The following is a 26,141-nucleotide window of genomic DNA, read 5'->3' on the forward strand; positions in this document are numbered from 1 at the left end:
CTCCTATCCGTCAGGCGGCCGCGTTCGGCGCCGCAGGCAGCGGAATCCTCTTCTGACGGTTGCTCTCCCGTTTGCTGCGCTCCTGGCGCTTGCCGCTGGTCCCGTGGCATTTCTGAGCGGCCGCACGGCGCAGGACATGGCCGTCCCGGCGCCAGGTCCGGCCGTCAAGACAAGCGTTCAAGAGGCCGCCCCCGCCGTCCCGGTGAGGACGTATGACCAGGCATTGATTGACCCCAAGCCTACCCTCGCGCCTCAACGGCTGAATTTCGCGCGGAATGCGCCCCTCGCCCCCGCTTTCAGCGCATCTACTGCGCGGCAAGCGGCCCAGGCCGTGGCATCCGCGCCGGAAGTCCAGCCGCAGCCGCTCCCCCCGGTCCCGCCCATGAGGGTCGCGCAAGCAGATCCGCCTGTGATCGCGCCCTTGCCGGTGCCACGACCGGCCGATTTGCGGGTGCCACGCCCCACCGAGCCTGCACAGGCCGTTCGCACGCCCGCCGGGCCGACTCGCGGCGCAGCCCTCGCGAGCGCAGCGCCCTCACGCCCAGCCCGGGCGGAAGAGGCGACCAACAACCCCTCCTTCATCGAGCGGCTCTTCGGCATAAAGAAGCCTTCTCCACCCGAATCCGCGCTCGGCTATGCGGCATTGGAAAACGGCACCGGCAGCATCGCACCGCGCGCCAGCTTCAACCCGAACCCCGGGGTGTCGCCTGGTACAGGGACCGCCGTGTACGATATCAGCGCCAAGATCGTCATCATGCCGAACGGCGAGCGGCTCGAGGCCCATTCTGGCCTCGGCGACAAGCTCGACGATCCGCGCTTCGTGCATGTGCGGATGCGCGGCGCCACGCCACCCGGGACCTACGTCCTCACTGAGCGCGAAAAGCTGTTCCACGGTGTACGCGCCCTGCGCATGACGCCCGTGGGCGGCAGCGCCGCCATCCACGGGCGCGACGGGATCCTGGCCCATACCTACATGCTCGGGCCGAACGGGGATTCGAATGGCTGCGTCTCGTTCCGGGATTACGACCGCTTCCTTCAGGCCTACCTGAGGGGCGAGGTGAAGCGCATCGTCGTCGTAGCTGGACAGAAGCTGGACATGCTTCCGCGCGTTGTCGACAGTCCCTCCCCGCGCCAGCGGTCCGCGCGGGCTACATGAAGAGGAACGGTTACAAATCGAGCCCTATCCCAGCAGGTCGCGCAAGGTCCGCATGAAGACGCGGGCGCCGATTCCGATCAGGTCGTCGGGGAAGTCGTAATCGGGATTGTGCAGGCTCGGATGGTTCTCGCCCGCTCCGAGGAAGAACATGGCCAAAGCGGCCTTGTCGCCGAAATGGCCGAAATCCTCGGAAGGGCGCATGGGCAGGTCGCCCTGGTCCCATTGCACGCCCTCGGCATCGAGGGCCCGACCGAGATGGGCGACCGCCTCGGGCGCGTTCTCGCAATGGCGGAACACGTCATGATAGGTGATCTCCAGGCCGAGCCCGTTGCCGTTCGCAACCTCAGTGGCCAGCGCCTCGGCGCGGCCGCATAGGCTCTTCATTCCGGCATCCGTGAGAGTCCGAAGGGTCGCCCAAATCTCGGCACGACCGGGCGCGATGCCGAAGGCTGGCTCGCCTACCCGGGCATGGGTGACGGTCACCATCGTAAAGCCCTCATCCAGGGGGCCTCCTCGGCCCAGAGCCGTCAGTGCCGGCATGAGAGCCGCAACAGCCTCGACCGGCGAGAGGCCGAATTCCGGCATGGACGCATGGGCGGTCTTACCGGTCAGGACAATACGCATGCCTCGGGAGGCGCAACTCACGGGTCCGGCGATCAGCGCCGCCTTTCCCAGCGGCAGGCCGGGCAAATTGTGCAGCGCGAAGGCGAAATCCGGCGTGATCTCGGAATAGCGCGGATCGGCCACCACGGCGGCGGCTCCGGCGCCGTTCTCCTCGGCCGGCTGGAACATCAGGATGGCGCGCCCGCGCTGTGGGCGATTGCGGCCGAGGCCCCGCGCCAGGGCGGCCAGGATCGCCATGTGCCCATCGTGTCCGCACAGGTGCGCCTTGCCGGGCGTGGTGGAGCGATGCGGGATGTCGGCAATCTCCTCGATCGGCAGCCCGTCGAGCTCCGCGCGGATCATGACGGAAGGCCCAGGCTCCCGGCCCTCGTAGATCGCCGCGACCCCATGCCCGCCGAGGCCCGTCACGATTCGGTCAGCGCCAGCGGAAGCAAGGAACGCCTCGACTTCCCGGGCAGTCGCGGCCTCCTCGCCCGACAATTCGGGCATCTGGTGGAGCCTGCGTCGCCACGCGGTCAGCTCGATCACATCCTGGTTCGTGAGGAACATGCGGTCATCTCCCAGCTTGCGCGAAGGGTATGGCCGGCACCGACCCCCCGCAACTCCACCGGCGCGGCCCCGTATTCCGAAACGCCAGCGGGGTTTGCATTTTCGTCACTTGACCTCGGAGGCCCGTTCGTCCCGGATGGTGCCACCCAATTCGGAGTCTCGGATGACAGACCTGTCCGCCTTCCCCATCACCAAACGCTGGCCCGCCCAGCATCCTGACCGCCTCCAGCTTTATTCCCTGCCGACGCCGAACGGCGTGAAGGTCTCGATTGCCCTTGAGGAAATCGGTCTCCCATACGAGCCGCACCTCATCGAGATCGGCAAGGACGAAACCTGGACACCCGAGTTTCTCTCGCTCAACCCGAATGGCAAGATTCCGGCGATTCTCGATCCCGACGGTCCCGGCGGCAAGCCGCTCGCCCTGTTCGAATCCGGCGCGATCCTGCTCTATCTCGCGGAGAAGACCGGCAAGCTCCTGCCGACCGATCCGGCCCTGCGCTACGAGACCATCCAATGGGTGTTCTTCCAGATGGCGGCTGTAGGCCCGATGTTCGGCCAGCTCGGCTATTTCCATAAGTTCGCGGGCCGCGAGATCGAGGACAAGCGTCCCCTCGAGCGCTATCGCGCCGAATCGAAGCGTCTGCTCGGCGTGCTCGATAAGCGGCTCGAAGGACGCGAGTGGATCATGGGAGCGGACTACACCATCGCGGACATCTCGCTCCTCGGCTGGGTGCGCAACCTCGTCGGCTTTTACGGCGCGCGTGAACTCGTGGAGTTCGACGCTCTCGCCAATGTCCCTGCCTGGCTGGAACGCGGCCTCGCCCGCCCCGCCGTGCAGCGGGGGCTCGACATCCCGAAGCGCTCCTAAGCCTTCTTCGAACCATCCGGGCCCGCTTCTTCGGAAGCGGACCTCGATCCGCGAGAGCTGACCAGGACTAGAGCATCGTGCGGAAAAGTGGACCCGGTTTTCCGCGTCAACGATGCTCTTACCCAAAGAGAAAGCATCGGATGAGTCCCAAAAGTGCAAATCCACTTTTGGGTCCGATGCTTTAGGGCAAGCAGCCAAGACCGACGGAACAAGACGGGGGCGAAGCTCGACGTGATTCTTCTCCTTGTGCCCGTGTAGTGGCATGAGGCGCCATGTCCTGGAATCTTGGTGCTCGTGCCCTCGCCTCCATCTCCTCCCCGCAAGGGGGAGGAGAGTAGGAATGCGCTGCCGGGGTCATTACGCAAACACTTAAGATCCATGGAGGAGCAGAGCCGGCATGGATCTCGGAGTTCCCTTTGCTCAAATGACCATGAAGTCGTGATAGGTCATTTTGAGGCCCTTCTTGAGCGTGGCAAGCTCGACCGCCTTGTGACTGCCTGAGCCATCGGAATCATAGAAAAGCACGCCCTTCTTGTTGTCGTAGATCAGGTAATCGTTCTTGTCCTTGGCCTTGGAGCCGAGGGTGAAGAAGCCCTTGTTGAGCTTACCCGGCTTTGTCTCCGTGCCCTTGCCGAGCTTGGCCATGTACTTATTGTCGAGCCAGATCGTGTCGTCCTTCACGGAAAAGTCCGTGATCTTGTCCATATTGGCCTTGCTGGGCTTGGTGTTGAACACGAAGATGTCCTTGCCCGCCCCGCCGGTCAGCACATCCTTACCGAGCCCGCCATAAAGCTTATCGTTGCCGCCCTGACCGATCAGGGCATCGTTCTTGGAGCCTCCCGTGAGGACGCGATAGCCGTTGACAACCGGCTGACCGCCCGAGCCGGAGCCATTGCCCGCTCCAGGATTCGTGCCCGGCCCGGGAGCGGTGCCCGACTTCAAAACCCCGTTCACATACACCTTCTCGATCGCCGGGTCCGCGAAATCGAAGGTTGCGTAGACGGTGTCGGTGCCGCCCGAGTCGATCACGACGTCGTTCGGTGAATCGACATAGTACGTATCGTTGCCGGCTCCGCCGTCGAGGATGTTGGTCGCGCTGTTCCCGATCAGCGTGTCGTCGAACGCGCTGCCGGTGGCGTTCTCGATGACCACGCCATTGGCAATGGTAAATCCGCCTGAGATGCCTTTCTGTGCCGAGATGTAACCGCCTGCATGCGGATCGCCCTGCTGCAGGCTGGCGGCCCGCAGGTCGATCGTCACGCCGGCCGTCGAGCCTGCCGCGCTGATGGTGTCCGTGCCGCCCGCATCCCAGATCGAGGACCAGCCCGTGCCGGGTACATTCGCGGTCGGCAGGGTATAGACGTCGTTGCCGGCGGCGGTGGTCATGTTAGGGCCGTAGAGAGCCTGCAACGCCGCGATATCGAAGGCACCGAGACCGCCCTGGTAGCCATACTGCCCTTTCTCAGCATCGGGCGGAGCCGTGTTGAGGCCGTCATTGTCCGACATGATGGTATAGACGGTCTGGTTCAGGCCGAAATCGCCCAGGTCGTTGGGTGCATGTACACCGGGGAATGACGTCGCATCGCCCAACACGCCCCCGCTATGGGACGGTGCCAGCCCTAGACCGATCCCAATCTCGTGAATGATGGTCGACCGGACCTGGCCGCCATGCTTGAATCCACCCGGTGAGAAGCTGTTGAAGATGCCCCAACGTTGGCTGTAATCCTCGCTCTGGTCCGGGGATTCATGCCATCCGGCCACATTGCCCATTCCTCCATACCACCACCAGACGATGTTGGCGTCCTGGACATCGTCGGGCATGGCGAACGGAATATTGGCCACGCTCGCATAAACACCGGCAACCTCAGCAAAGGTATCCTTATAAATATCGTACCAGCTGGTACGGAAAGACCCGTCCGAGTACCAATCGTTCGGAAACGCAGGATGCACAGTTCTCGCGGCATCAAAGTTGGAATTTTCGCCGAAAAAGACGAGGAGCGGCTCCTGGGACACGTCCCAAGCCTTGCCGCCCCAGATCAGCGAATCGACATAGAGGTTTCCGTAGCCGCTTCCGGCAACGTTCTTAAGAGTAGCCATCGTCTGCTTCTCCAGCACGAAAGTGATGTTCTATGATATTTCATTACCTGAAATGTCATTCCGTGCGCAACCGCACGTCTGCAAGTCGTCGCAGGGCCTGTCCACGCGGGCGTTTTCCTTGCAGTGTCTCCCTCGAATCGTCACAGGTCGCGAAGCACTGCAGACTGGACAGCCTGGTTCATGGGGAGAGAAACTTGGCTCTTAGGAATGCTGTGATTTCCACTGCGCAGATGAAACGATGCCTTCGCCCAAACTTCATAAAGAGCGCCGCCCTCCTCCTCGGCGCATGCCTCCTCGCAACACCCGTTGGGGCAAGTTCCGACGATGCGTGGCAGGCGATGCGGGACAAGCTGCGGCAGGGTTGCCTCGCCCAGGCGAAGATAATGGGTCTTGGGCAGGTGGAAGTGGCCATCGATCCCTTCGGGTCTGAGAGCTACGCGCTGGCCATCCTCACACGGCGCACCTCGGGTAAAGATAAGAAACCGCCCGTCGCCAGCGTATGCCTCATGGATAAGGCGAGCGGCCGCGTCGAGATCGGCGGAGAGATTCCGCTTAAATGAGGCGGCTCCTCACGGCCCGGCAGTCGCCCCCGGCGTGGCAGGCGAGAAACGACCCACCAAATGATGCCGGTCGCCTGGATAGGCGATGCGTGCCTCGGTCACGAAGGCCCCGGCCTGCCAGGTACGGCGTTCCAGGACCAGGCAGGCGGCGCCGGTCTGGATCTGCAGCCGCTTGGCAAGGGCGCTATCCGCACTCATGGCGCGTACCACATGTTCGGCGTCCGTCCAGGGCACGCGCCGCAGAAGCCACGTGCCGGGAGGATCCTTGGCGAATGTCTCGTCCGCCGCCTCGGGCACCGTCGCAAGATTGATCAGCCTCTGCTCATAGGCGCCCGGCACCTCGTCCATCAGATGCAGGGTCGTCAGGGACAGCATCTCGGTGCCGGCGGGCAAGCCGGTGCGTTGCGCCGCCGCGGCATCGAGAGGCTCGATCGTCCGGCGCAGGATCTTGAAGCGATAGGTCGTTCCGGTGCGGGCAGCCTCCAGGGCGAAATCTTGAATCTCCAGGACTGCCCGCTCCTTGCTGGGCTCCGCCACGATGGAGCCCGCGCGCCGGCGGCGGGTGATGAGCCCGTTAGCGGCTAGGGTCGAAAGCACCTTGTTCACGGTCATGCGCGAGCAACCGTATTCGGCCATCAGCTCGTGCTCGAATGGCACCCGGTGGCCCGGCGGCCACTCGCCGGACATGATCCGCGCCTCGATATCGTCCCGGATCCTCTGGTAGAGATGTTTCCCGCCGGAGGACTCGATCTTCGCCATGTCTGCGCCGCTCATGCGCCGATCCTCGCCGTCAGCGATCACGGTGGCGCTGTCCGCCCGGAATTGTCTGCGCCCACGCCGTCATCGCCCCACCTCCCCGATCCCGACGCCTCACCGGCAACTCCATCGCACGGCGTCGAATAAGTCTAGACAATAAAATTTGTTCGCGCTTATGTATAGACATTAACCGCCTGAGAGGAGCCCGCCATGCGCTTCGACCGGATCTGGCACAATGCCCGCCTCGCCACTCTTTCCGAGAGCCGAGAGGGGCTTGGGATCGTAGAAAACGGCGCCGTTGCGGCTCAGGGTGGAAGGATCGCCTTCGCTGGGCCGGTGAGCGACCTGCCGTCCCGCTGGGACGCTGCGGAGCGGATCGACTGCGAAGGCCGCTGGATTACGCCCGGTCTCGTAGATTGCCACACCCACCTGGTCTTCGGCGGCGACCGGGCCCATGAATTCGAATTGCGCCTCAAGGGCGCGAGCTATGAGGAGATTGCCCGCGCGGGCGGCGGCATTCTCTCGACCGTCAAGGCGACCCGCGCGGCCGACGAGGATTCGCTCGTGGCCGGCGCCCTCCCCCGCCTCGACCATCTCATCGCCGAAGGCTGCACTACCGTAGAGGTCAAGTCGGGCTACGGCCTCGACCGGGAGACCGAAGCGCGGATGCTGCGCGCCGCGAGGCGTCTTGCGGCCGAGCGGCCGGTAACGGTGGTCACGACCTTTCTCGGAGCCCATGCCCTGCCGCCAGAGGCGAACGGTGAGAAGGACGCGTATATCGAGTCGGTCTGCCGGGACATGCTACCCGCCCTTGCTCGCGAGGGACTGGTCGATGCGGTCGACGCCTTCTGCGAGGGCATCGCCTTCTCGCCGGAGCAGACGGCTCGCGTCTTCGAGGCCGCCAAGGGCCTCGGCCTGAAGGTGAAGCTCCATGCCGACCAGCTTTCGAACCTCCACGGCGCGAAGCTCGCCGCCGGCTTCGGGGCCCTGTCGGCGGACCATCTCGAACATACCGATGAGGACGGCGCTGCCGCCATGGCGAAGGCCGGTACCGTTGCGGTGCTCCTGCCCGGCGCCTTCTACATGCTTCGCGAGACGAAGCTGCCGCCGTTGGACGCATTCCGTCGCCATGGGGTGCGGCTCGCTCTAGCGACGGACTGCAATCCAGGCACCTCGCCGCTGACCTCGCTCCTTCTTACCATGAACATGGGCGCGACCCTGTTCCGCCTGACCGTCGAGGAATGCCTTGCGGGTATCACCCGCGAGGCGGCCCGCGCCCTCGGTCGGCTAAGCGAGGCTGGGACCCTGGAGGTCGGCAAGCAATGCGACCTCGCCATCTGGAACATCGAACGCCCGGCCGAGCTGGTCTACCGCATCGGCTTCAACCCCCTGCATGCCCGTATCTGGAGAGGACAATGACCGGAACCGTCACGCTCACGCCCGGCTCCGTCGCGCTGACGGACTGGCACAGGGTCTATCGCGGTGCGGCCGTCGCGCTCGACGCCCAATGCCGCCCGAAGATCGAGGCAGGCGCCCGCACCATCGAGGCCATCGTCGCAAAGGGCGATCCGGTCTACGGTATCAATACGGGCTTCGGAAAACTTGCGAGCGTTCGCATCGGCGCAGCCGATCTGACGACGCTTCAGCGCAATATCGTGCTCTCCCATGCGGCAGGCGTCGGCGAGCCTCTGCCCGTGCCGGTGGTGCGGCTCGTCCTGGCGCTCAAGCTCGCAAGTCTCGCCCAGGGCGCGTCGGGCGTCCGATGGAGCACCGTGGAACATCTCGCCCGCTGCCTGGAAGCGGGGCTCGTTCCGGTCATTCCCGGCCAGGGATCGGTGGGAGCTTCCGGAGACCTCGCGCCCCTGGCCCACATGACCGCGGCCCTGATGGGCGTCGGCGCCTTCTCGGTGAAGGGCGAGACGGTTCCGGCCGAGATAGCGCTTCGGGATGCGGGCCTCGAACCCCTTGTCCTCGGTCCCAAGGAGGGCCTTGCGCTCCTCAACGGCACACAGGTTTCTACGGCTCTCGCGCTCGCAGGCCTCTTCGAGGCGGAGCGAGTGTTCCAGGCCGCGCTCGTGACCGGGGCTCTCGCGACCGACGCCGCGAAGGGCTCCGACGGTCCGTTCGATCCGCGCATTCAGGATCTGCGCCGCCATCGCGGGCAGATCGAGGTGGCGGCCGCCCTGCGGGCCCTGATGCGCGGCAGCGCGATCCGCGCCTCCCACCTCACCAACGACGAGCGGGTGCAGGATCCCTATTGCCTGCGCTGCCAGCCGCAGGTGATGGGCGCCGTGCTCGACCTGCTGCGCCAGGCCGGTAACACTCTCGCGACCGAGGCGAACGGCGTGTCGGATAACCCGCTCGTCTTCTCCGAAACCGGGGAAGTGATCTCGGGCGGCAACTTCCACGCGGAGCCGGTGGCCTTCGCGGCCGACATGATTGCCATGGCGTTGTGCGAGATCGGCTCGCTCTCCGAGCGGCGCATCGCCATGCTGGTTGATCCGGCGCTTTCGGGCCTTCCGGCCTTCCTCACCCCGAAGCCCGGGCTCAATTCCGGCTTCATGATTCCGCAGGTCACGGCCGCCGCCCTCGTATCCGAGAACAAGCAGCGTGCCTATCCGGCGAGCGTCGATTCCATCCCGACCTCCGCCAACCAGGAGGACCATGTGTCGATGGCGACCCATGGGGCGCGGCGCCTGATCCCCATGGCGCAGAACGCCGCGAACGTGATCGGCATCGAGCTTCTGGCCGCCGCGCAGGGTTGCGATTTCCATGCGCCCATGCGCTCCAGCGAGTCCCTGGAGGCTGCCCGTGCGATCCTGCGCGCCAAGGTGCCCCACCTGGCCGACGACCGTCACATGGCGCCCGAGATGGAACTTGCCGCGGCCCTCGTGACCTCCGGGGCGCTCGCGGAAGCGGCCGGTCATGCGTCCCTCCCGTCCGTCACCGGGAGACAGCCGTGACGTCCGCTGCCTTAGTGCCCTGCCCCGCATTTTCGACATATCCGGCCTAAGAGAGGAACCGCCCATGCCCCGCATCGACAATGCCCGCGTGATCCGCGCCGCGCACGGAACCGAGCTGTCGGCCAAGAGCTGGCTCACGGAAGCGCCCCTGCGCATGCTCATGAACAACCTCGACCCGGACGTGGCCGAGAAGCCCGGCGAGCTCGTGGTCTATGGCGGCATCGGACGCGCCGCGCGGGACTGGGAGAGCTTCGACCGCATCGTCGCGGCCCTGAAGAACCTTGAAGCCGATGAGACGCTCCTGGTGCAGTCGGGCAAGCCCGTCGGCGTCTTCCGCACCCACGCGGATGCGCCGCGGGTGCTCATCGCCAATTCCAATCTCGTCCCGCATTGGGCGACCTGGGACACGTTCCATGAGCTCGATCGCAAAGGCCTCATGATGTACGGCCAGATGACCGCGGGGTCCTGGATCTACATCGGCAGCCAGGGCATCGTGCAGGGCACCTACGAGACCTTCGTGGAGGTCGGCCGGCAGCATTATGGCGGGGACCTTTCCGGCCGCTGGATTCTCACGGCGGGCCTCGGCGGCATGGGCGGCGCGCAGCCGCTCGCGGCCACCATGGCAGGCGCTTCCTGCCTCGCGGTGGAATGCCAGCCGAGCCGCATCGAGATGCGCCTGAAGACCGGCTATGTGGACCGCCGGGCCGACAGTCTCGACGAGGCACTCGCCATGATCGAGCAATCCTGCCGGGAGAAGAAGCCCCTCTCGGTCGGCCTTCTCGGCAATGCGGCCGAGATCTTCCCCGAGATCTACCGCCGCGGCATCCGCCCGGATGCGGTGACTGACCAGACCTCTGCCCACGACCCGATCAACGGCTACCTGCCGAAGGGCTGGAGCCTCGCCGAATGGGAGGCGAAGCGCGAGAGCGATCCCAAGGCCGTCGAACACGCGGCCAAACGCTCCATGGCCGAGCACGTGCGCGCCATGCTCGATTTCCACAAGGCCGGCGTACCGACCCTCGATTACGGCAACAACATCCGTCAGATGGCCAAGGAGGAAGGCGTTGAGGACGCCTTCGCGTTCCCGGGCTTCGTGCCGGCCTATATCCGCCCGCTCTTCTGCCGCGGCATCGGCCCGTTCCGCTGGGCGGCCCTGTCAGGGGATCCGGAGGACATCTACCGCACCGACGCCAAGGTGAAGGAGCTCCTGCCGGACAACAAGCACCTGCACAACTGGCTCGACATGGCCAGGGAGCGCATCAAGTTCCAGGGCCTGCCGGCCCGCATCTGCTGGGTCGGCCTCGGCGACCGTCACCGCCTTGGCCTCGCATTCAACGAGATGGTCGCGAAGGGCGAGTTGAAGGCGCCCGTCGTGATCGGCCGCGACCATCTCGATTCCGGCTCGGTGGCGAGCCCGAACCGGGAGACCGAGGCCATGAAGGACGGCTCGGACGCGGTCTCCGACTGGCCCCTGCTGAATGCGCTCCTCAACTGCGCGTCCGGCGCCACCTGGGTGTCCCTGCACCATGGCGGCGGCGTCGGGATGGGCTTCTCCCAGCATTCCGGCATGGTGATCGTCTGCGACGGCACGCCGGAAGCCGCCAAGCGCATCGAGCGCGTTCTGTGGAACGATCCTGCGACCGGCGTCATGCGCCACGCGGATGCGGGCTACGAGATCGCGATCGACTGCGCCCGCGAGCATGGGCTCAACCTCCCCAGCCTGCGCTGAGACTTTCTGATGGCATCACGTGTGATCCGCGCCGCCGATCTCGCCAGGGTTCCCTGGAAGAACGGCGGCGGCACCACCGCCGAGGTCGCGGTTTTTCCGCCGGGCACGGACCTCGACGGGTTCGGCTGGCGCATCAGCATGGCCGATGTCGCCTCGGACGGACCCTTTTCGGTCTTTCCGGGCATCGACCGGACCCTGATCGTGGCCGAGGGTGACGGGATCGAACTGATCGTGGAAGGCGTGCCCTACCGCCTGGAGGGAAGCGGCGCCAAGCTATCCTTCTCCGGGGATGACAGCACCGCCGGAAAGCTGCTGTCCGGCCCGATTCGCGACCTCAACGTGATGACGCGGCGAGGGCATTTCCAGCATCGGACACGCATTCTCGAATCCGGCGTCGCACTGCTGTCAGAGGGTCTTGCCGCAGCCTTCATCGTCGCTCTGGGCGGCAGCCTCGATGTGCAGACGGACGGAATCGTCCATGCCCTCGCGCCCCTCGACACCCTGTCGATCGAGCCGACCTCCGACCTTATCCCCCTGTCTGGCGCCGGACGCGCGGTCCTGATCGAGATCGAGCCCACGGCAGCGGAGGAGGATGACTCCCAGGCATGATACGAAAGGGTGTACCTTCGTCATGTCTATACATTTGACATCGCGCCGCGCGCGTGTTGCGATCCGCTTCACGCGCTTGCAAAACCCGTACAGAACAGAGCGACCAGAGGCGTCGGCGGGTCCCGTCGGGCAAGGCGAAGGGTGAAGTGGAGGTCACGATGAAAGCAATCATGGGTGGATTGGCGCTCCTTGCGCTAGCGACAGGCGCCGCCTCGGCGCAGGAGACGAAGGTGGCGGTCGGCATCTCGGGCTGGACGGGCTTCGCGCCACTCACGCTCGCCAAGGAAGCCGGCATCTTCAAGAAGAACGGCCTCGACGTCACCTTGAAGAAGGTCCCGCAGGCGAGCCGTCACCTCGCCATCCAGTCCGGCGACATTCAATGCGCCGCAACCACGGTCGAGACCTGGGTCGTGTGGAATGCCAACGGTGTCCCGACGAAGCAGATTTTCCAGCTCGACAAGAGCTACGGCGCGGACGGAATGGTGGTGCGCAGCAACACCGCGTCCATCAAGGACCTGAAGGGCAAGACCGTGGCGGCCTCCGCGCCCGGCACCTCGCCCTATTTCGCGCTCGCCTGGATGTTGAAGAAGAACGGCCTCTCGGTGAAGGACGTCACGGTCGTCAACATGGAGCCCGGCCCTGCCGCCCAGGCCTTCATCGCCGGCCAGAACGACGCGGCCATGACCTACGAGCCCTATCTCTCGTCCGTGCGCGCCGCCCCCCAGGCCGGAAAGATCATCGCCACCACCCTCGACTATCCGATGGTCATGGACACCTTCGGCTGCACGCCGAAATTCCTCGAAGACAACCCGAAGGCCGCCAAGGCGCTCGCCGACAGCTACTTCGAGGCCCTTGACATGATCGCCAAGGATCCGGCCAAGTCCTACGAGATCATGGGTGCCGACGTGAAGCAGACCGGAGAAGCCTTCGGAGCCTCCGCCAAGTTCCTGCGCTGGCAGGACCGCGAGGCGAATAAGAAGTTCTTCGGCAGCGAGTTCAAGACCTTCTCGGACGAGGCCGCGGACCTTCTGCTGGAAGTCGGCATCATCAAGCAGAAGCCCGACATGAACGCTCTCGCCGATACGCGCTTCATCCAGTAGGAACGAACGCTCCTGCGGTGTTCCGGCCTCACGTCGGAACGCCGCTCCCTCATCGAACCTCCGTTGCCGCCCGGCAGACTCCTACCCGTCGGGCGGCGGAACAGTGCTTGCATGAACCGACCCCTCGAACCTGTGAGCCAGGGCGTCCGCATCGTCCTCGGCATCTCTTTCTTCGTGCTCTTCGTCGCGGCCTGGGCCATTGCGACCCTGGGCGGATTCGTGTCGCGCACGTTCCTGGCCGACCCGATCACCATGCTCAATGACGGGTGGCTGCTCCTCACCCGGTTCGGCTTCCTCACCGATATCGGCGTCACCGTGTGGCGGGTGCTCGGCGGCTTTGTGATGGCTGCCATCGTCGCCGTGCCGCTCGGCGTGATGATGGGCGCCTACAAGTCCATCGAGGCGCTCCTCGAGCCCTTCGTATCCTTCGCGCGCTATCTGCCGGCCTCCGCCTTCATTCCGCTCCTCATTCTCTGGGCGGGCATCGGCGAGATGCAGAAGCTCCTGGTCATCTTCATCGGATCCGTCTTCCAGATCATTCTGATGGTGGCAGTCGCCGTGGGCAACACGCGCCGCGACCTGGTCGAGGCCGCCTATACGCTGGGCTCGAACGATCGCGGCGTGGTCAAGCGCGTACTCATCCCGGCCAACGCCCCCGAGATCGCCGAGATCCTGCGGCTCGTGCTCGGCTGGGCCTGGACCTACGTGATCGTCGCCGAGTTGATCGGCTCCTCCTCGGGCATCGGCCACATGATCATCGACAGCCAGGCGCTTCTCGCCACCGGCCAGATGATCTTCGGGATTATCGTCATCGGGATCATCGGCCTGATCTCGGACTTTCTGTTCAAGGGCCTGAACCGGGCGCTCTTTCCGTGGCGGCTCGCATGACCAGCACGATCCTGACCATCGACAACGTTTCGCGGGTCTTTCCCGGCATGCGTGGGGGCGAACCGGTACGCGCTCTCGAGCCTACGAGCCTCACGGTGGCCGAGAACGACTTCATCACCATCCTGGGCCCGTCGGGCTGCGGAAAATCCACCCTCCTGCGCATCGTCGCGGGCCTCGACCGGCCGAGCACGGGCCAGGTCTCCCTCAAGGGCCGGGCGATCAAGGGGCCGGGCGCCGACCGGGGCATGGTGTTCCAGTCCTACACCCTGTTCCCGTGGCTGACGGTGGCGGACAACATCGCCTATGGCCTGCGCGAAAAAGGAGTGCCGCTCGCACAAAGGCGCGAGATCGTGGCCTCCTACATCGAGAAGGTGGGGCTGCGCGGATTCGAGAACCATTATCCCAAGCAGTTGTCCGGCGGCATGCAGCAGCGCACGGCCATCGCGCGGGCGCTCGCGAACGATCCCGCCATCCTGCTCCTCGACGAGCCGTTCGGCGCCCTCGACAACCAGACCCGCTCCCTCATGCAGGAGCTTCTGCTGGGGATCTGGGAGCGCGAGCGCAAGACCGTGCTGTTCGTGACCCACGACATCGAGGAGGCCATCTTCCTCGCCTCTCGCGTGATCGTCATGACAGCGCGGCCGGGCCGGATCAAGGCTGACATTCCGGTCGACCTGCCGCATCCGCGCCACTACACCATGAAGACCAGCCCGGCCTTCTCGGACCTCAAGGCGCAGCTCACGGAAGAGATCCGCGTCGAGGCCATGCGGGCAAGCGAGATCCATTGACGGAAGGCTTGGGCGAACCTCGGCAGGGTGCTATTTTTGTAATATTCACTCAGTATTGGCGCGCATGTGCCGCAAAGAAAACTGCGCCCAAGACTGCGCTTCGCGACATTTTCCGCATCACCCGTAAGCTCTTCGTAACGATACCTCCTGTAGATTTCCATTGACCGGCTGCGCCGGCCTCTCCGCGACATTCAGGATATCGTGCCGGCGACGAAGCACGACGTGTGCGACGAGGCCTGCCTCGGCCGGACAAAGGCCATTGGGGGCACATATGTCTTTAGCGAAACTCTGGAATATCAGCGGGCGGTTCTATGCGGGCATGGCGATGAGCATCGTCGCCCTCGTCGCGCTCGCCATCTACGGATCCTCGACGATATCGAACGTCCTCGTCGGCCAGAAGCAGGCCGAACTGAAGCATCTGACGGATGTGGCCGTCAGCATCATGGCGGATTTCGAGGCCAAGGCCTCGCGCGGGGAAATGAGCGTCGACGACGCCAAGAAGCAGGCCTTGGCCTCCCTCGAAATCCTGCGCTACAGCGGGGAAGAGTATTTCTTCGCCCATAACTTCAATCAGATCACGGTCATGCACCCGTTCAGCAAGCAGCTGATCGGCAAGGACCAGTCGGGCCTGAGAGACCCCACCGGGCGCCCCTTCGTGACCGAAATGGTCAATGCCGCCAAGGCAGGCGGCGGTTTCGTCGAGTATCAATGGCCAAAGCCGAACCAGACCGCTCCCAGCCCGAAGCTGACCTATGCGGCGCCCTTCCCCAAGTGGCAGATCATGATCGGCACGGGCGTCTATATCGACGATCTCCAGGCGCTCGCATCCTATTACCGGAACCTGTTCCTCGGCCTGATCGGCGTGGCGCTGGTTCTTCAGCTCGCCGTAGCCTTCGGCCTCGGGCGTAGCATCTCGCGGCCGATCCAGAAGCTCGTTGCCAGCATGCGGGGCCTCGCGGCGGGCAATCTCGACACGCCGGTCGAGGGAACGTCGCGGCACGATGAAATCGGCGTCATGGCCGGCGCCGTCCAGGTGTTCAAGGATGCGATGATCGCGAAGGCCGAGGCGGACGCCGTGGCGGCACAGGAAGCCGATGCCAAGACACGCCGGGCCGAGATGCTCGACCGGCTGACGAAGCATTTCGAGGCCAACGTAATGGCCCTCACGGACGGTCTGACAGCCGCCTCCTCCGAGATGCAGGCGACGGCCCAGTCCATGGCCCAGGTGGCAGACCGTACGACCCATCAGGCCGTGAACGTGGCCTCGGCAGCGCAGCAGACCTCGATGAACGTCCAGACCGTCGCGGCCGCCACCGAAGAGCTCTCGATTTCTATTCGCGAGATCGCCTCTCAGGTGAACCAGTCCTCGCAGATCGCCGACCGTGCCGTGGCCGATGCGCAGCGCACCAACGAGACCGTGCAGGCACTGGCCGAGACGGCCGAGAAGATCGGAACGGTGATCCAGCTCATCAACAGCATTGCGGGCCAGACCAACCTTCTTGCGCTCAACGCCACCATCGAGGCGGCGCGCGCAGGCGAGGCCGGCAAGGGCTTCGCGGTCGTGGCCTCCGAGGTGAAGGAGCTTGCGAACCAGACCGCCAAGGCCACGGACGAGATCTCGTCTCAGATCGGCTCCGTGCAGCAGGCAACCGCAGAGGCCGTCAACGCGATCCACTCCATCGTGAAGACGATCTCGGAAATGTCCCAGATCTCCGTTTCGATCGCGGCCGCCATGGAGCAACAGGGCGCCGCGACGTCGGAAATCTCCCGCAACGTGCAGGAAGCGGCACGTGGCACCGAGATGGTCACGGGCAGCATCGACGATGTCCGTAACGGCGCTGGAGAGACGGGCGCTGCCGCCTCGCAGGTACTCGGCGCCGCGCAGGGATTGGCGCAGCATTCCTCCAGCCTCGGCGAGGAGGTCGCCACCTTCCTGCAGGGCGTGAAGGCCGCATAATAGCCTCCTGCAAGGCACCGAACGAAGTTGGGGCCGGACATATGTCCGGCCCTTTTTTCATCAGCACAACGTATAGTCCGTATCGGAAATCCTCTGAATTTTTGCAGCCCATGCCTGGCACGCACGGTTTTCGGCTTCCCTGTCTGCGTGAGGCACGGCAAGAAGATTCCGGGCCGGCAATCAACCGGCTTTCCCTCCTTAGATTCCGCATAAGGACGACATGATGACGGATCTCCAGCGATTGGCCCTGCAGGTTCAGGAAGCCTGGGCCGCGCCCGACCAGCCCCGCGCCGTTCTCGAGGCCGCCGGGGAGGCTTTCGCTAAAGCCGTGGGCTATCGCCTCTACACAGTCACGCGGATGCTCGCGGGCGGGAAGGAGGTGGAACGCATCCACTCGACCAACCCGGAGGTCTACGCTGTCGGTGGCCGCAAGCCGGTGCTGCCGAACGCCTATACGCAGCGCGTGCGCAGCGAGATGAAACCGTTCCTGGCCAAGACTCCCGCGGGCTTCGCGCCGCTCTTTCCGGACCATGAAACCATTACGGGCCTGGGCCTCGGCTGCGTAATGAACCTGCCCATCGTCTTCGGCGGCGCGGTGCTGGGGACCGTCAATTTGCTCGACCGGGAGGGCGTCTACGATGAGAGCCACGTAGAGCCGGCCATGCTCATCGCGCGGCAGATCCTGCCGGCTCTCCTCGAACAGGGTGCCTGAAGACGAAGGAGGTTTCCATGAAGGTGAAACGGATCGTCGCCAATATCGCGAGCCAGGATTTCGAGGCTGCCCGGCGCTTCTATCACGATGTGCTCGGTCTCGAATTGCTCATGGATCACGGCTGGCTCGTCACTTACGGCTCGCGTGAAGCCATGAATGTCCAGATCAGCATTGCGGTGCAGGGCGGCTCCGGCACGCCGGTTCCCGACCTTTCGATCGAGGTGGACGATGTCGACACGGCCCTCGAGCGCATGAAGCAGGCGGGGTTTCCCATCGAATACGGACCCGCCAATGAGCCCTGGGGCGTGCGGCGCTTCTTTGTGCGCGATCCCCTCGGCCGTCTGGTCAACATCCTGACGCATCTCTGAGACGCTCCAGACCCCTTCGACAAAAGGCGCGCAAAGCCGCCCATCCTGCGCTATGGTGCGAGTTGTCTGGACTGGAGAGGCCGATGCAAAGACCCTTTCTCATCCTGGCCGCCGCCGGCCTCGGGCTGGCGGGCCTCGCCGCCAGCACCTTCCCGGCGGCCGCCTGCCCGCCGGGCTTTTCAGCCCTCCAGGGCTCCGACACCTGCGTGCGCATCAGCGGCCGTGTCCGTGCCGACACGGTGATCGGCTCCAGCCGCTCGCGGGGCTCCGATTCCGTACGCACCGGCGCCAGCGGGCGCGTCCAGCTCGATTTACGCAAACAGACCGAATACGGACCGTTCCGGGCGGTCATCCGCGCAGAGGGAATGTCGCGGGTACCTTAAGACCCTCGCTTGGCATTGAATGTCACCCGCAGGCGCTTCCAGATCGGATAGTCCTTTGCAAAGGGCGCCAGGATGGCAAACGGAGCGCATCGTTCAAATGCCCTGACGGCTGCCCGCGCGACGGGAGACTCAGGATCGCCCTCCACGACAATCGGCGCCTGGGCGAGCGTCCCGTCGTGGTTCAAGCCGACTTCGAGCTTCACGGGAGGGTCGTTCCGCGCAGTGTACGGGATGACGAAGCATGATCGAACCTGGGGTTTCAGGATTTTCTCGAGCTCATCTCTCGGGCTCTGCGCATGCACCGTGCAGGCGGCCGCACCTAACGTAAGGGCGAAGGCAGTGACCCTGACGATCCGCCGGTTCATCATTCCGGAACCTCAACAGGATACCTCCCTCTGCGGCGGGAGGATCTTCCAGCTGAACCAGAACATGAAAGAAATATAGTTACGACATCTGTTGGGTCTCACCCACAGAGTAAGCCCCACCGGCGGGGCCGGCGGGGCTTGGCTTAGCTCTCAGCGCTAACTGTTAGCGTGGGCGCGTATTGCCATAGGTATAGGGATTGGTCACCTGCGACCCGCTGGCATTCGGAACCGGACCGGGTCCGTACATGGGCTCATACGCAGGCGCAGGCTGCATGAGGATCGAGCCGGTATTCGTCACGTCCATGCCGGGGGCCGTGCCCATATTGTAATAGGAGCACGGATTGGTCGCCATCGACCCGCTGGCGTTGGGCGGCGGCGGGCAGGTACCGACCGTCACTCCCTCTCCGGGGACCATAGCCCCGGGCGGGCCATAAGCTCCAGGGTTCGTTGTGAGCGATCCGCTCGCGTTCGGCACAGGGGTCGGATAAAGATAAGGCTGCGCCATGGCGCCGGCCGTGCCGGCGATGAACACGAGGGCCGCCGTCATCATCGTTCGTCTCATGTCGTCTCTCCCTGCTTGAGATGCGGTGCACGGACGGCACCGTCAGGTCAGAGGCCAACGCGAGCCCTTTCTCAAAGTTTCGAGCCGGAACGGCGGCAAGCCGTCATGACAGGGGCTGCCAGCCAAGCTGACGACATAAGGCCAAGCCTTTGAACACAAAGGAATATCTTCGAAACGAGCAATAGGATGCGAAGCGTGGCCGGACTTCAAACCTGCGTGAATCCGCCGCTCCCGGCTCCATGAAAAAAGCCCCGCCGCAGGATTGAGCAGCGGGGCCATTTGAATGGCGTTTCGTCAGCAGGCTCACGGCCTGCGTTTAATCCGGCAGGACGCGCACAGCACCGCGGGCGGCGCTGGTCGCCATGGCCGCATAGGCCTTCAGCGCGGTCGAGACCTTGCGCGGACGCTCCGCGTGGGGCTTCCAGGCCTTGGCGCCCCTCGCCTCCTCGGCGGCGCGCCGGGTGGCGATGACCTCATCGGACACCGCGAGCCGGATCGTGCGGTTCGGGATATCGATCTCGATCCGATCCCCCTCCTCCACGAGGCCGATAAGGCCGCCTTCCGCGGCTTCCGGCGAAGCGTGGCCGATGGAAAGGCCCGAAGTGCCGCCCGAGAAGCGGCCGTCGGTGATGAGCGCGCAGGCCTTTCCGAGACCCTTCGATTTCAGGTAGCTCGTGGGATAGAGCATCTCCTGCATGCCGGGACCGCCGCGCGGCCCTTCGTAGCGGATCACCACCACATCGCCGGCCTTCACGGCTCCGCCGAGGATTCCCTTCACGGCATCGTCCTGGCTCTCGAAGACCTTGGCCGGGCCGCTGAAGGTGAGAATGCTCTCATCGACGCCCGCCGTCTTCACGATGCAGCCGTCCTCCGCAAGATTGCCATAGAGCACCGCGAGGCCACCATCCTTCGAGAAGGCATGGGATTTCTCGCGGATCACGCCCTTCTGACGGTCGAGGTCGAGTTCCTCCCAGCGGCGGTCCTGGCTGAAGGCCACCTGGGTCGGCACGCCGCCCGGCGCAGCCTGAAAGAAGGTGCGGACGGCCTCGCTGTTGGTGCGCATCACGTCCCAGCGGTCGAGCGCGTGGCCCAGGCTCTCGCTGTGGACGGTGGAAGTGTTCCGATGGATGAGGCCAGCGCGATCGAGCTCGCCGAGAATGCCCATGATGCCGCCGGCGCGATGCACATCCTCGATGTGGACATCGGCCACTGCGGGCGCGACCTTGCAGAGCACAGGCACCCGGCGCGACAGGCGGTCGATGTCCTTCATGGTGAAATCCACCTCGCCCTCGTGGGCGGCGGCCAGTAGGTGCAGCACTGTGTTGGTGGAGCCGCCCATGGCGATGTCGAGGGTCATGGCGTTCTCGAACGCCTCGAAGCTTGCAACGGAGCGCGGCAGCACGGATGTGTCGTCCTGCTCGTAATAGCGGCGCGCCAGATCCACGATCAGGTGGCCAGCCTCCACGAAGAGGCGCTTGCGGTCCGCATGGGTCGCCAGCACCGTGCCGTTGCCCGGCAGCGAGAGGCCGAGCGCCTCGGTCAGGCAGTTCATGGAATTGGCCGTAAACATACCCGAGCAGGAGCCGCAGGTCGGGCAGGCGGAGCGCTCGACGGCCTGCACTTCCTCGTCGGTGTAGCTGTCGTCGGCCGCCACCACCATGGCGTCGACAAGATCCATGGCCTTGAGCTTGCCGCGCAGGGTCAGCTTGCCGGCCTCCATGGGCCCGCCGGACACGAACACGGTCGGGATGTTGAGGCGAAGCGACGCCATCAGCATGCCGGGAGTGATCTTGTCGCAATTGGAGATGCACACCATCGCGTCCGCGCAATGGGCATTGACCATGTACTCGACCGAATCCGCGATGATTTCGCGGGACGGCAGGCTGTAGAGCATGCCGTCATGGCCCATGGCGATGCCGTCATCCACCGCGATGGTGTTGAATTCCTTGGCGACGCCGCCCGCCTTCTCGATCTCGCGGGCGACCATCTGGCCCAGATCCTTCAGGTGGACGTGGCCGGGCACGAACTGGGTGAAGGAGTTCACCACGGCAATAATAGGCTTGCCGAAATCCTCGTCCTTCATGCCCGTGGCGCGCCAGAGCCCGCGGGCGCCGGCCATGTTGCGGCCATGGGTGGTGGTACGGGAACGATATTGCGGCATAGCGAGACCTAAAATTGCAAAAGACGCACGAAGGGTGGAGGTTTATTACACAGGCCGGAGCGTCCGTCCAAGCCAAAGGATGTCGCGCTGGCGGCACAGCGGACGAGGCAGCCATGCCGGGGATTCATGCCTGACGCTCAGTCGCAGTCCGGCTCACCTGCCGAGCCAACCGCCTCGCGACCTCCACTACGCTTGAGATGGGATAGGGGCAGCGGCGCCTCGGACTTGGTCCGGGTCAGGACGAAGTTGGAGCGGATGTCGCCAATCATGGGCAGGGTCAGGAGCTTCTCGGTCAGGAGCCGCTCATAGGCCTTCAGGTTGGGGACTACGATCTCGACCACGAAATCCGCCGTTCCCGAGACCATGTGGCAGGCCACCACCTCGGGCATTCCGGAGAGTGCCTCCTGAAGGGCCCGGGCGTTGTCGCGCGAGTGCTTCTCGACCTTGATCTCCACGAAGACCGTCAGGCCGAGACCGACAGAGTCCCGGTCGAGCACGGCCCGATAGGCTCGGATGAAACCGTCCCGCTCTAGCCGGCGCACCCGTCGCAGGCAGGGCGATGGAGACAGCCCGACCCGATCCGCCAGCTCGTTGTTGGTCAGCCGACCGTCATCCTGCAGGGCCGCGAGAATTTTCAGGTCAATGGCATCGAGGGCAATGTAGGGCATTTGCGAAGCCTGTAGTCCATCCGGCGCAATTTCCTGCCAGGATATGAGCATATCCGGGCTGAACTTCGCAAGGACATGCCCTGCCCCTCTCTGCCATCCTGCGCTCGCATCGCGGAGAATTTCCATGTCCGGCACATCCCTGTCCGATTCTACCTCCGGCAGGCTTTCGCCTGCCCTCGCCCTTAACCGCAGCCCCCGGCTCGGATGGATCGCGGGCCTCGTCACGGTCATCATCTGGGCTTTCTGGATGGTCGGGACCCGCCATGCGGTGACGCACGACCTCCCGCCGGCAGCCGTCGGCATCGTGCGCTTCGCGGTTCCGGCGCTCCTTCTCGCGCCGGCGGTGTGGCGCAGGGGTTTCTGGCCCAAGGATCTGCCCTTCCGAACGAAGCTCGGCCTCCTGTGCTCCGGCGCCCCATTCTTTCTCATCGTCGCCACCGGTATGGAATCCGCGCCGGCGGCCGATATCGGCCCCCTGCTGCCCGGCACCATGCCGCTTTTCGTTGCCCTCATCGGGTATCTCGTCCTTGGCGAAACCCTCGGGCGGACGCGCCTTTTCGGCTTTGCTATGATCCTTCTCGCGGTCCTATGCGTCGCGGGCCCCAGCCTCCTCGGCGCGGGCAACGGGGCATGGCGCGGGCACCTGCTGCTCCTGAGCGGCGCCTGCCTGTGGGGGATCTTCACCCATGCTTACAAGCGCAGCCGCCTGACCGCCCTTCAGGCTGCAGGCCTCGTCGGGCTCTGGTCGCTGGCTCTCCTGCTCCCGCTCGGCGGTCCCGCCCTCGTCCGCGCCGCCGGGGACGGACTTGCGGACGCGATCCTCGTACAGGCGGTGCTCCAGGGTTTCCTGTCCGGCGTGGTGGGTCTCGTGCTCTACGGCTACGCCATCGATCGACTCGGCGCTTCCCGGGCCGCGGCCCTGTCACCCCTCGGTCCCGTCCTGGCCGCGATCCTGGCCATTCCGCTCCTGGGCGAAATACCGAGCCTCAACGCGGTCCTGGGCATCGGTCTCGCGACGCTCGGCGTCCTCCTGGCGAGCGGAATCTTCGCGGCCAAAGAGAAAGCCTGAACGATTGCCTGCGGGAACCATGCGGATCGTCAGGCTTTGGCACACGGGCTGGGCACCCCTCGACAAACAGGAGAGCCGTTATGCACGCACAGGAGATGATCCGCTCCCATCCGCAGGTCCAGGGCCGGACAAACGATGCGCTGATCCGCTGCATCGAGGAATGCTACGACTGCGCCCAGATCTGCACCTCCTGCGCCGATGCCTGCCTTGGCGAGGAAATGGTGCAGCAACTCAGGCAATGCATCCGCCTCAATCTGGATTGCGCCGATATCTGCATGGTCACAGGAACAATGGCCACGCGACGGACCGGCTCGAACGAGGAGCTGCTGCATCGGATGATCGAGACCTGTGCCATGGCCTGCCGGCTCTGCGCGGAAGAATGCGAACGCCATGCTCAGCATCACGAGCATTGCCGGGTCTGCGCAGAGGCCTGCCGCCGCTGTGAGGAGGCCTGCCGCAGCGCCATGAGCGGCATGGGCTCCCGTCACTAGGCCTACACCCATCAAGACCGAGCTTGGAAGGACGCGGCCTGTCCGTTTTTCAGTCCGGAGGGACAGGCCGCTGCCGGAAAGCGCTATTTCAGCGGCAGAAACACTTCCGCGACCGCCTCGTGCTCTGGCACCTCCGGAAAGAAGCTCAGCCTCTGGCAATAGATCGGGAAGTCGCGCGCTTCCTCGCCACTGGACGGAAGCCAGTCGCGGTAAAGAAAGAGCGCGGCGGGCTCCAGATTATCCGTGTTGCCGACGACGCGCAGCACCGCGCAGCGCCCGCCGGGGATCTCGCCCGCCTTGATCTGCTCGCCATTCGCCGCGACCGGTTGGTCGGTTCCGACACAAAGATCCACGCTGTAATCTGCGGGCGATTCAGGTCTCCGCTCGGAACGCCAGACCGTGAAGGTTGCGTTCGTCCTGGGATGCAGGCCGGAGGCCCTGCGCCACGCGATGAACCGCTGGATCGTGGCACCCAGCATCGCCGGATCGCCCCGATGCTCCATGATTGCCACGGGTGTGGGGGGCACTTCGCGGATCGTCACGTCGTCGGTGGTGAAAGTCTTCTGCATGAACTTGCTCCTCGCATTGTCGAGAGGCCCGAAGGCCGCAAGCCACCGCTCCCAGTCGGGAGATTTTCGGAACGACGAAGGCGATTGCCCGAACCGTTGCCGAAAGGCGCGGGCGAAGGCGTCCGGTGCATCGTAGCCGGCATCCATCGCAATGTCCGTGACGCTTTGGGCGCCCATATAGGCCAGCCGGTGCGAAGCGCGCTTCATCCGGGCGAGCTGGACATAGCGATGCACGGACAGCCCGAAGGTTGCCGTGAACTGCCGGTGGAAGTGAAACTTTGAGAAGGCCGCAACACCGCTCAGCGTTTCCAGATCCAGATCGCTTCCGAGGTTCCGGTCGATATAGTCCAGAACCCGCTGCATCCTGGCATGGTAGTTTCGAAGCGCCGCCTTCATCGTCCCTCCTGAGTGGCGGCTCCAGCTAATGGGTGACAGCCTTATCGCGCTCGACCGATCTTGCGGATTTGTTCCGCGCTGCAGAGCATGGTGAAGATCCTACCGTGCATAGTTCAGGCGAGGGTCCTGCTCCCGGCTCAGCCAGAGCAGCACGAAGCCGATCAGCGGGATGAAGATGTCCGTGTAGAAGATCACTCCCGCATTGCCGGGCGCATAATTGTGCGCCTCCACCATCTGGATCACGTGGCCGATGGCGGCTCCCCAGAGAAAGCATGCGGGCCCCAGAATGGCCGCGAGGCGCATGCCCGCCCCTCCCCTGGAGGCCAGAAACCCTACCAGCGAAAAACCGAGGCTCGCGAAGCCCACCTCCTTCTGGAACGGGCTCGTCTGCCAGCCGATGAAGCTGGCGGCCATTTCCGAGAAGAAGACATGCATGACGAAATTGTAGAGGAACGTGACGCCCAGCGCGAAGAACAGGAACCAGGACAGCATCGCCTCGACGACGACCGGGCGCGACCAGGGCTTTGGATGGCGCAGGAGCGCGATGAGGGCCGCGATCAGCCCGGCGACGAAGAACGTGAGCGTAAAATTGCTCAGAAGGAAAACGATGACCTGTTGCATGGCGCCCCCGCGGCCCAGTTGGTTTCAGGGCACTGTGGCGCTTTGCGACCTTTGCCGCAAGACGAACCCGCACCGTGGCGCGGCATGAGAAAGGGGCCGGAAACCGGCCCCTTTCGCGGGTTCAAACCAGGGGTCTTATCGGGTCATGCCGCCATCGGGCCGCTGCAGGCGCATCTCGGTGGTACCGCTCTCGGTGCGGCTGCGGGTCGAGATCGAGCCCGTCGCCTCGGGAGACGAGGAGCGCTCACGTACCGAAGTCGACACATTCACGTCCCGCGAGGGACGGACGCTGGTACGACGCTGCTCCACCGAGACGCCAACCCGCGGCGCCTCCTCGCGGACATGTCGCACAGTGCGTCGGGTCACGGACACGCTCGGCTCGTCCACCTCATAGCGGCGGACAGTGTGCCGGCGGACCTCCACGGGCTCGTGCACCACGTAATGGCGGCGCTTCTTCACAACGACCTTCGTAGAGGGCTTCTTCTTGGTCTTCACGACGATCTTCTTGGCCGTGGGCTTCTTCTTGACCACGGTCCGATGCACGACAGTATCGGGCTCGTCATAGGACGTGACCGTGCGGTGGCGGGTCACCGAGACGCTTGGCTCCTCGACCTCCCGGATCGTGCGGGTGCGGTGGACCGTGACGCCGCTGCGCTCGCGGGTCTCGACGCCGGCGCGGATACCGCCGTCCATATGGGTGCGGACACGGGTTTCAACCCCGGCGGCCGGAGCCCGACCCTCGGTGGAGCGGCGCAGGACGGTCGTGCCGGTCTCGGTCCTCACCTGCGACGGGGAGGCATCCGGGGCGGACGGCGCCTGGGCATAAACGGTGGTGCTCAACAGGGCCAGACCCACGCTCAAGGCGATCTTCTTCATTGCACATCTCCTCCTAAGCAATTGTGCGGAGAAAACGGCACTTGGCGATACGGGTTCCTGAATTTCAGAATATTACAAACTATTTATTCAGCGTGAACTAAGATGAATATTCATTCATAACTCGTGCATGCCTATAGGCGAGCCAGACTCTTGGCAGGTTGAACAAATTTCCTACAGCAAAGCTTCTCAAGACTTCGGGAAAGGCATAAAAGCTCGACCAGGCTCCGATGCGCAGGCGACATGACTCGTTAACGCG

27 protein-coding genes are annotated in these 26,141 nt (G+C 64.6%); 16 read left to right on the forward strand and 11 right to left on the reverse strand.

Features of this window, described 5'->3' with window-relative positions; all coding sequences use genetic code 11:
• Nucleotides 1–10: 10 nt before the first annotated feature.
• Nucleotides 11–181, reverse strand: coding sequence for a hypothetical protein (locus tag C4E04_RS21405; RefSeq protein WP_245416089.1), 171 nt, complete (start codon nucleotides 179–181; stop codon nucleotides 11–13).
• A gap of 201 nt (nucleotides 182–382) precedes the next feature.
• Here C4E04_RS21405 and C4E04_RS12155 point away from each other — a divergent pair, with 201 nt between their 5' ends.
• Entirely contained in the window at nucleotides 383–1,156 is a 774-nt protein-coding gene (locus tag C4E04_RS12155; RefSeq protein ID WP_245416090.1) for a DUF2778 domain-containing protein, read from the forward strand.
• A gap of 24 nt (nucleotides 1,157–1,180) precedes the next feature.
• Here the strand turns inward: C4E04_RS12155 and C4E04_RS12160 are convergent, their stop codons facing one another.
• Nucleotides 1,181–2,329, reverse strand: a complete 1,149-nt coding sequence (locus tag C4E04_RS12160; protein WP_109597751.1) for an amidohydrolase — start codon at nucleotides 2,327–2,329, stop codon at nucleotides 1,181–1,183.
• Between the two features lie 163 nt (nucleotides 2,330–2,492).
• Here C4E04_RS12160 and C4E04_RS12165 point away from each other — a divergent pair, with 163 nt between their 5' ends.
• Entirely contained in the window at nucleotides 2,493–3,197 is a 705-nt protein-coding gene (locus C4E04_RS12165; protein WP_109597752.1) for a glutathione S-transferase N-terminal domain-containing protein, read from the forward strand.
• 420 nt (nucleotides 3,198–3,617) lie between these two features.
• On the opposite strand, the gene C4E04_RS12170 is transcribed toward C4E04_RS12165, so the two are convergent.
• On the reverse strand, nucleotides 3,618–5,294 hold the full coding sequence (locus tag C4E04_RS12170; RefSeq protein ID WP_162559376.1) for a M10 family metallopeptidase C-terminal domain-containing protein: 1,677 nt from the start codon (nucleotides 5,292–5,294) through the stop codon (nucleotides 3,618–3,620).
• A gap of 194 nt (nucleotides 5,295–5,488) precedes the next feature.
• Here C4E04_RS12170 and C4E04_RS12175 point away from each other — a divergent pair, with 194 nt between their 5' ends.
• On the forward strand, nucleotides 5,489–5,854 hold the full coding sequence (locus C4E04_RS12175) for a hypothetical protein (RefSeq protein WP_162559377.1): 366 nt from the start codon (nucleotides 5,489–5,491) through the stop codon (nucleotides 5,852–5,854).
• A 9-nt stretch (nucleotides 5,855–5,863) separates the two neighbouring features.
• Here the strand turns inward: C4E04_RS12175 and hutC are convergent, their stop codons facing one another.
• Nucleotides 5,864–6,628, reverse strand: coding sequence for a histidine utilization repressor (gene hutC, locus C4E04_RS12180; protein ID WP_245416091.1), 765 nt, complete (start codon nucleotides 6,626–6,628; stop codon nucleotides 5,864–5,866).
• Between the two features lie 192 nt (nucleotides 6,629–6,820).
• Here hutC and hutI point away from each other — a divergent pair, with 192 nt between their 5' ends.
• The 11 genes from hutI (at nucleotide 6,821) to C4E04_RS12235 (ending at nucleotide 18,107) form a co-directional block, all read left to right on the forward strand.
• Complete coding sequence (gene hutI, locus C4E04_RS12185; protein ID WP_109597755.1) at nucleotides 6,821–8,029, forward strand: imidazolonepropionase; 1,209 nt, start codon at nucleotides 6,821–6,823, stop codon at nucleotides 8,027–8,029.
• Entirely contained in the window at nucleotides 8,026–9,573 is a 1,548-nt protein-coding gene (gene hutH / locus C4E04_RS12190; RefSeq protein WP_109597756.1) for a histidine ammonia-lyase, read from the forward strand. The genes hutI and hutH overlap by 4 nt, the downstream gene beginning before the upstream one ends.
• 64 nt (nucleotides 9,574–9,637) lie before the next feature.
• Nucleotides 9,638–11,302, forward strand: coding sequence for a urocanate hydratase (gene hutU, locus C4E04_RS12195; protein WP_109597758.1), 1,665 nt, complete (start codon nucleotides 9,638–9,640; stop codon nucleotides 11,300–11,302).
• A 9-nt stretch (nucleotides 11,303–11,311) separates the two neighbouring features.
• Nucleotides 11,312–11,911, forward strand: coding sequence for a HutD family protein (locus C4E04_RS12200; RefSeq protein WP_109597759.1), 600 nt, complete (start codon nucleotides 11,312–11,314; stop codon nucleotides 11,909–11,911).
• Nucleotides 11,912–12,081: 170 nt separating this feature from the next.
• Complete coding sequence (locus tag C4E04_RS12205) at nucleotides 12,082–13,011, forward strand: ABC transporter substrate-binding protein (protein WP_371682064.1); 930 nt, start codon at nucleotides 12,082–12,084, stop codon at nucleotides 13,009–13,011.
• Between the two features lie 111 nt (nucleotides 13,012–13,122).
• Nucleotides 13,123–13,899 (forward strand): ABC transporter permease, encoded by a 777-nt coding sequence (locus C4E04_RS12210; protein ID WP_109597761.1) that lies wholly within the window; start codon nucleotides 13,123–13,125, stop codon nucleotides 13,897–13,899.
• Entirely contained in the window at nucleotides 13,896–14,687 is a 792-nt protein-coding gene (locus tag C4E04_RS12215) for an ABC transporter ATP-binding protein (RefSeq protein ID WP_109597762.1), read from the forward strand. The genes C4E04_RS12210 and C4E04_RS12215 overlap by 4 nt, the downstream gene beginning before the upstream one ends.
• A 271-nt stretch (nucleotides 14,688–14,958) precedes the next feature.
• Nucleotides 14,959–16,644, forward strand: coding sequence for a methyl-accepting chemotaxis protein (locus tag C4E04_RS12220; RefSeq protein WP_109597763.1), 1,686 nt, complete (start codon nucleotides 14,959–14,961; stop codon nucleotides 16,642–16,644).
• Between the two features lie 220 nt (nucleotides 16,645–16,864).
• Entirely contained in the window at nucleotides 16,865–17,356 is a 492-nt protein-coding gene (locus tag C4E04_RS12225) for a GAF domain-containing protein (RefSeq protein ID WP_109597765.1), read from the forward strand.
• 17 nt (nucleotides 17,357–17,373) lie between these two features.
• Complete coding sequence (locus C4E04_RS12230; RefSeq protein WP_109597766.1) at nucleotides 17,374–17,724, forward strand: VOC family protein; 351 nt, start codon at nucleotides 17,374–17,376, stop codon at nucleotides 17,722–17,724.
• 83 nt (nucleotides 17,725–17,807) lie between these two features.
• Nucleotides 17,808–18,107: a porin gene (locus tag C4E04_RS12235; protein ID WP_109597767.1), complete on the forward strand. Its 300-nt coding sequence runs from the start codon at nucleotides 17,808–17,810 to the stop codon at nucleotides 18,105–18,107.
• On the opposite strand, the gene C4E04_RS12240 is transcribed toward C4E04_RS12235, so the two are convergent.
• The 4 genes from C4E04_RS12240 to C4E04_RS12255 form a co-directional block, all read right to left on the reverse strand.
• Nucleotides 18,104–18,475 (reverse strand): hypothetical protein, encoded by a 372-nt coding sequence (locus tag C4E04_RS12240; RefSeq protein WP_109597768.1) that lies wholly within the window; start codon nucleotides 18,473–18,475, stop codon nucleotides 18,104–18,106. The genes C4E04_RS12235 and C4E04_RS12240 overlap by 4 nt on opposite strands.
• Before the next feature lie 160 nt (nucleotides 18,476–18,635).
• On the reverse strand, nucleotides 18,636–19,034 hold the full coding sequence (locus C4E04_RS12245) for a hypothetical protein (protein ID WP_162559378.1): 399 nt from the start codon (nucleotides 19,032–19,034) through the stop codon (nucleotides 18,636–18,638).
• 316 nt (nucleotides 19,035–19,350) lie between these two features.
• Nucleotides 19,351–21,195: a dihydroxy-acid dehydratase gene (gene ilvD, locus C4E04_RS12250; protein WP_109597770.1), complete on the reverse strand. Its 1,845-nt coding sequence runs from the start codon at nucleotides 21,193–21,195 to the stop codon at nucleotides 19,351–19,353.
• Between the two features lie 137 nt (nucleotides 21,196–21,332).
• Entirely contained in the window at nucleotides 21,333–21,863 is a 531-nt protein-coding gene (locus C4E04_RS12255; RefSeq protein ID WP_109597772.1) for an Lrp/AsnC family transcriptional regulator, read from the reverse strand.
• 124 nt (nucleotides 21,864–21,987) lie between these two features.
• Here C4E04_RS12255 and C4E04_RS12260 point away from each other — a divergent pair, with 124 nt between their 5' ends.
• Together C4E04_RS12260 and C4E04_RS12265 are read left to right on the forward strand one after the other, a co-directional pair.
• Nucleotides 21,988–22,932: a DMT family transporter gene (locus tag C4E04_RS12260; RefSeq protein WP_162559379.1), complete on the forward strand. Its 945-nt coding sequence runs from the start codon at nucleotides 21,988–21,990 to the stop codon at nucleotides 22,930–22,932.
• Between the two features lie 80 nt (nucleotides 22,933–23,012).
• Nucleotides 23,013–23,423 carry a four-helix bundle copper-binding protein gene (locus C4E04_RS12265; RefSeq protein ID WP_109597774.1) on the forward strand — a complete coding sequence of 137 codons (411 nt, stop codon included), beginning with the start codon at nucleotides 23,013–23,015 and terminating at the stop codon, nucleotides 23,421–23,423.
• Between the two features lie 83 nt (nucleotides 23,424–23,506).
• Here C4E04_RS12265 and C4E04_RS12270 read toward each other — a convergent pair whose 3' ends face one another.
• The 3 genes from C4E04_RS12270 to C4E04_RS12280 all read right to left on the reverse strand — a co-directional run bounded on the left by C4E04_RS12270 (nucleotide 23,507) and on the right by C4E04_RS12280 (nucleotide 25,885).
• Entirely contained in the window at nucleotides 23,507–24,388 is an 882-nt protein-coding gene (locus tag C4E04_RS12270) for a GyrI-like domain-containing protein (protein ID WP_109597775.1), read from the reverse strand.
• Nucleotides 24,389–24,487: 99 nt separating this feature from the next.
• Nucleotides 24,488–25,009: a DUF6790 family protein gene (locus C4E04_RS12275; protein WP_109597776.1), complete on the reverse strand. Its 522-nt coding sequence runs from the start codon at nucleotides 25,007–25,009 to the stop codon at nucleotides 24,488–24,490.
• Between the two features lie 135 nt (nucleotides 25,010–25,144).
• A complete protein-coding gene (locus C4E04_RS12280; protein WP_109597777.1) occupies nucleotides 25,145–25,885 on the reverse strand; it encodes a hypothetical protein in 741 nt (246 codons plus the stop codon).
• Nucleotides 25,886–26,141 lie beyond the last annotated feature (256 nt).

The organism is Microvirga sp. 17 mud 1-3 (assembly GCF_003151255.1).
Taxonomy (GTDB): domain Bacteria; phylum Pseudomonadota; class Alphaproteobacteria; order Rhizobiales; family Beijerinckiaceae; genus Microvirga.

Coding starts and splice junctions, on each gene's coding strand:
- hutH (WP_109597756.1), top strand. CDS start 8,026: ATGACCGGAACCGTCACGCTCACGCCCGGCTCCGTCGCGCTGACGGAC.
- hutI (WP_109597755.1), top strand. CDS start 6,821: ATGCGCTTCGACCGGATCTGGCACAATGCCCGCCTCGCCACTCTTTCC.
- C4E04_RS12215 (WP_109597762.1), top strand. CDS start 13,896: ATGACCAGCACGATCCTGACCATCGACAACGTTTCGCGGGTCTTTCCC.
- C4E04_RS12240 (WP_109597768.1), bottom strand. CDS start 18,475: ATGATGAACCGGCGGATCGTCAGGGTCACTGCCTTCGCCCTTACGTTA.
- hutU (WP_109597758.1), top strand. CDS start 9,638: ATGCCCCGCATCGACAATGCCCGCGTGATCCGCGCCGCGCACGGAACC.
- C4E04_RS12220 (WP_109597763.1), top strand. CDS start 14,959: ATGTCTTTAGCGAAACTCTGGAATATCAGCGGGCGGTTCTATGCGGGC.
- C4E04_RS12265 (WP_109597774.1), top strand. CDS start 23,013: ATGCACGCACAGGAGATGATCCGCTCCCATCCGCAGGTCCAGGGCCGG.
- C4E04_RS12160 (WP_109597751.1), bottom strand. CDS start 2,329: ATGTTCCTCACGAACCAGGATGTGATCGAGCTGACCGCGTGGCGACGC.
- C4E04_RS12200 (WP_109597759.1), top strand. CDS start 11,312: ATGGCATCACGTGTGATCCGCGCCGCCGATCTCGCCAGGGTTCCCTGG.
- ilvD (WP_109597770.1), bottom strand. CDS start 21,195: ATGCCGCAATATCGTTCCCGTACCACCACCCATGGCCGCAACATGGCC.
- C4E04_RS12245 (WP_162559378.1), bottom strand. CDS start 19,034: ATGAGACGAACGATGATGACGGCGGCCCTCGTGTTCATCGCCGGCACG.
- C4E04_RS12205 (WP_371682064.1), top strand. CDS start 12,082: ATGGGTGGATTGGCGCTCCTTGCGCTAGCGACAGGCGCCGCCTCGGCG.
- C4E04_RS12165 (WP_109597752.1), top strand. CDS start 2,493: ATGACAGACCTGTCCGCCTTCCCCATCACCAAACGCTGGCCCGCCCAG.
- C4E04_RS12230 (WP_109597766.1), top strand. CDS start 17,374: ATGAAGGTGAAACGGATCGTCGCCAATATCGCGAGCCAGGATTTCGAG.
- C4E04_RS12260 (WP_162559379.1), top strand. CDS start 21,988: ATGTCCGGCACATCCCTGTCCGATTCTACCTCCGGCAGGCTTTCGCCT.
- hutC (WP_245416091.1), bottom strand. CDS start 6,628: ATGAGCGGCGCAGACATGGCGAAGATCGAGTCCTCCGGCGGGAAACAT.
- C4E04_RS12255 (WP_109597772.1), bottom strand. CDS start 21,863: ATGCCCTACATTGCCCTCGATGCCATTGACCTGAAAATTCTCGCGGCC.
- C4E04_RS12235 (WP_109597767.1), top strand. CDS start 17,808: ATGCAAAGACCCTTTCTCATCCTGGCCGCCGCCGGCCTCGGGCTGGCG.
- C4E04_RS12280 (WP_109597777.1), bottom strand. CDS start 25,885: ATGAAGAAGATCGCCTTGAGCGTGGGTCTGGCCCTGTTGAGCACCACC.
- C4E04_RS12225 (WP_109597765.1), top strand. CDS start 16,865: ATGATGACGGATCTCCAGCGATTGGCCCTGCAGGTTCAGGAAGCCTGG.
- C4E04_RS12170 (WP_162559376.1), bottom strand. CDS start 5,294: ATGGCTACTCTTAAGAACGTTGCCGGAAGCGGCTACGGAAACCTCTAT.
- C4E04_RS12155 (WP_245416090.1), top strand. CDS start 383: ATGAGGGTCGCGCAAGCAGATCCGCCTGTGATCGCGCCCTTGCCGGTG.
- C4E04_RS12210 (WP_109597761.1), top strand. CDS start 13,123: ATGAACCGACCCCTCGAACCTGTGAGCCAGGGCGTCCGCATCGTCCTC.
- C4E04_RS12270 (WP_109597775.1), bottom strand. CDS start 24,388: ATGAAGGCGGCGCTTCGAAACTACCATGCCAGGATGCAGCGGGTTCTG.
- C4E04_RS12275 (WP_109597776.1), bottom strand. CDS start 25,009: ATGCAACAGGTCATCGTTTTCCTTCTGAGCAATTTTACGCTCACGTTC.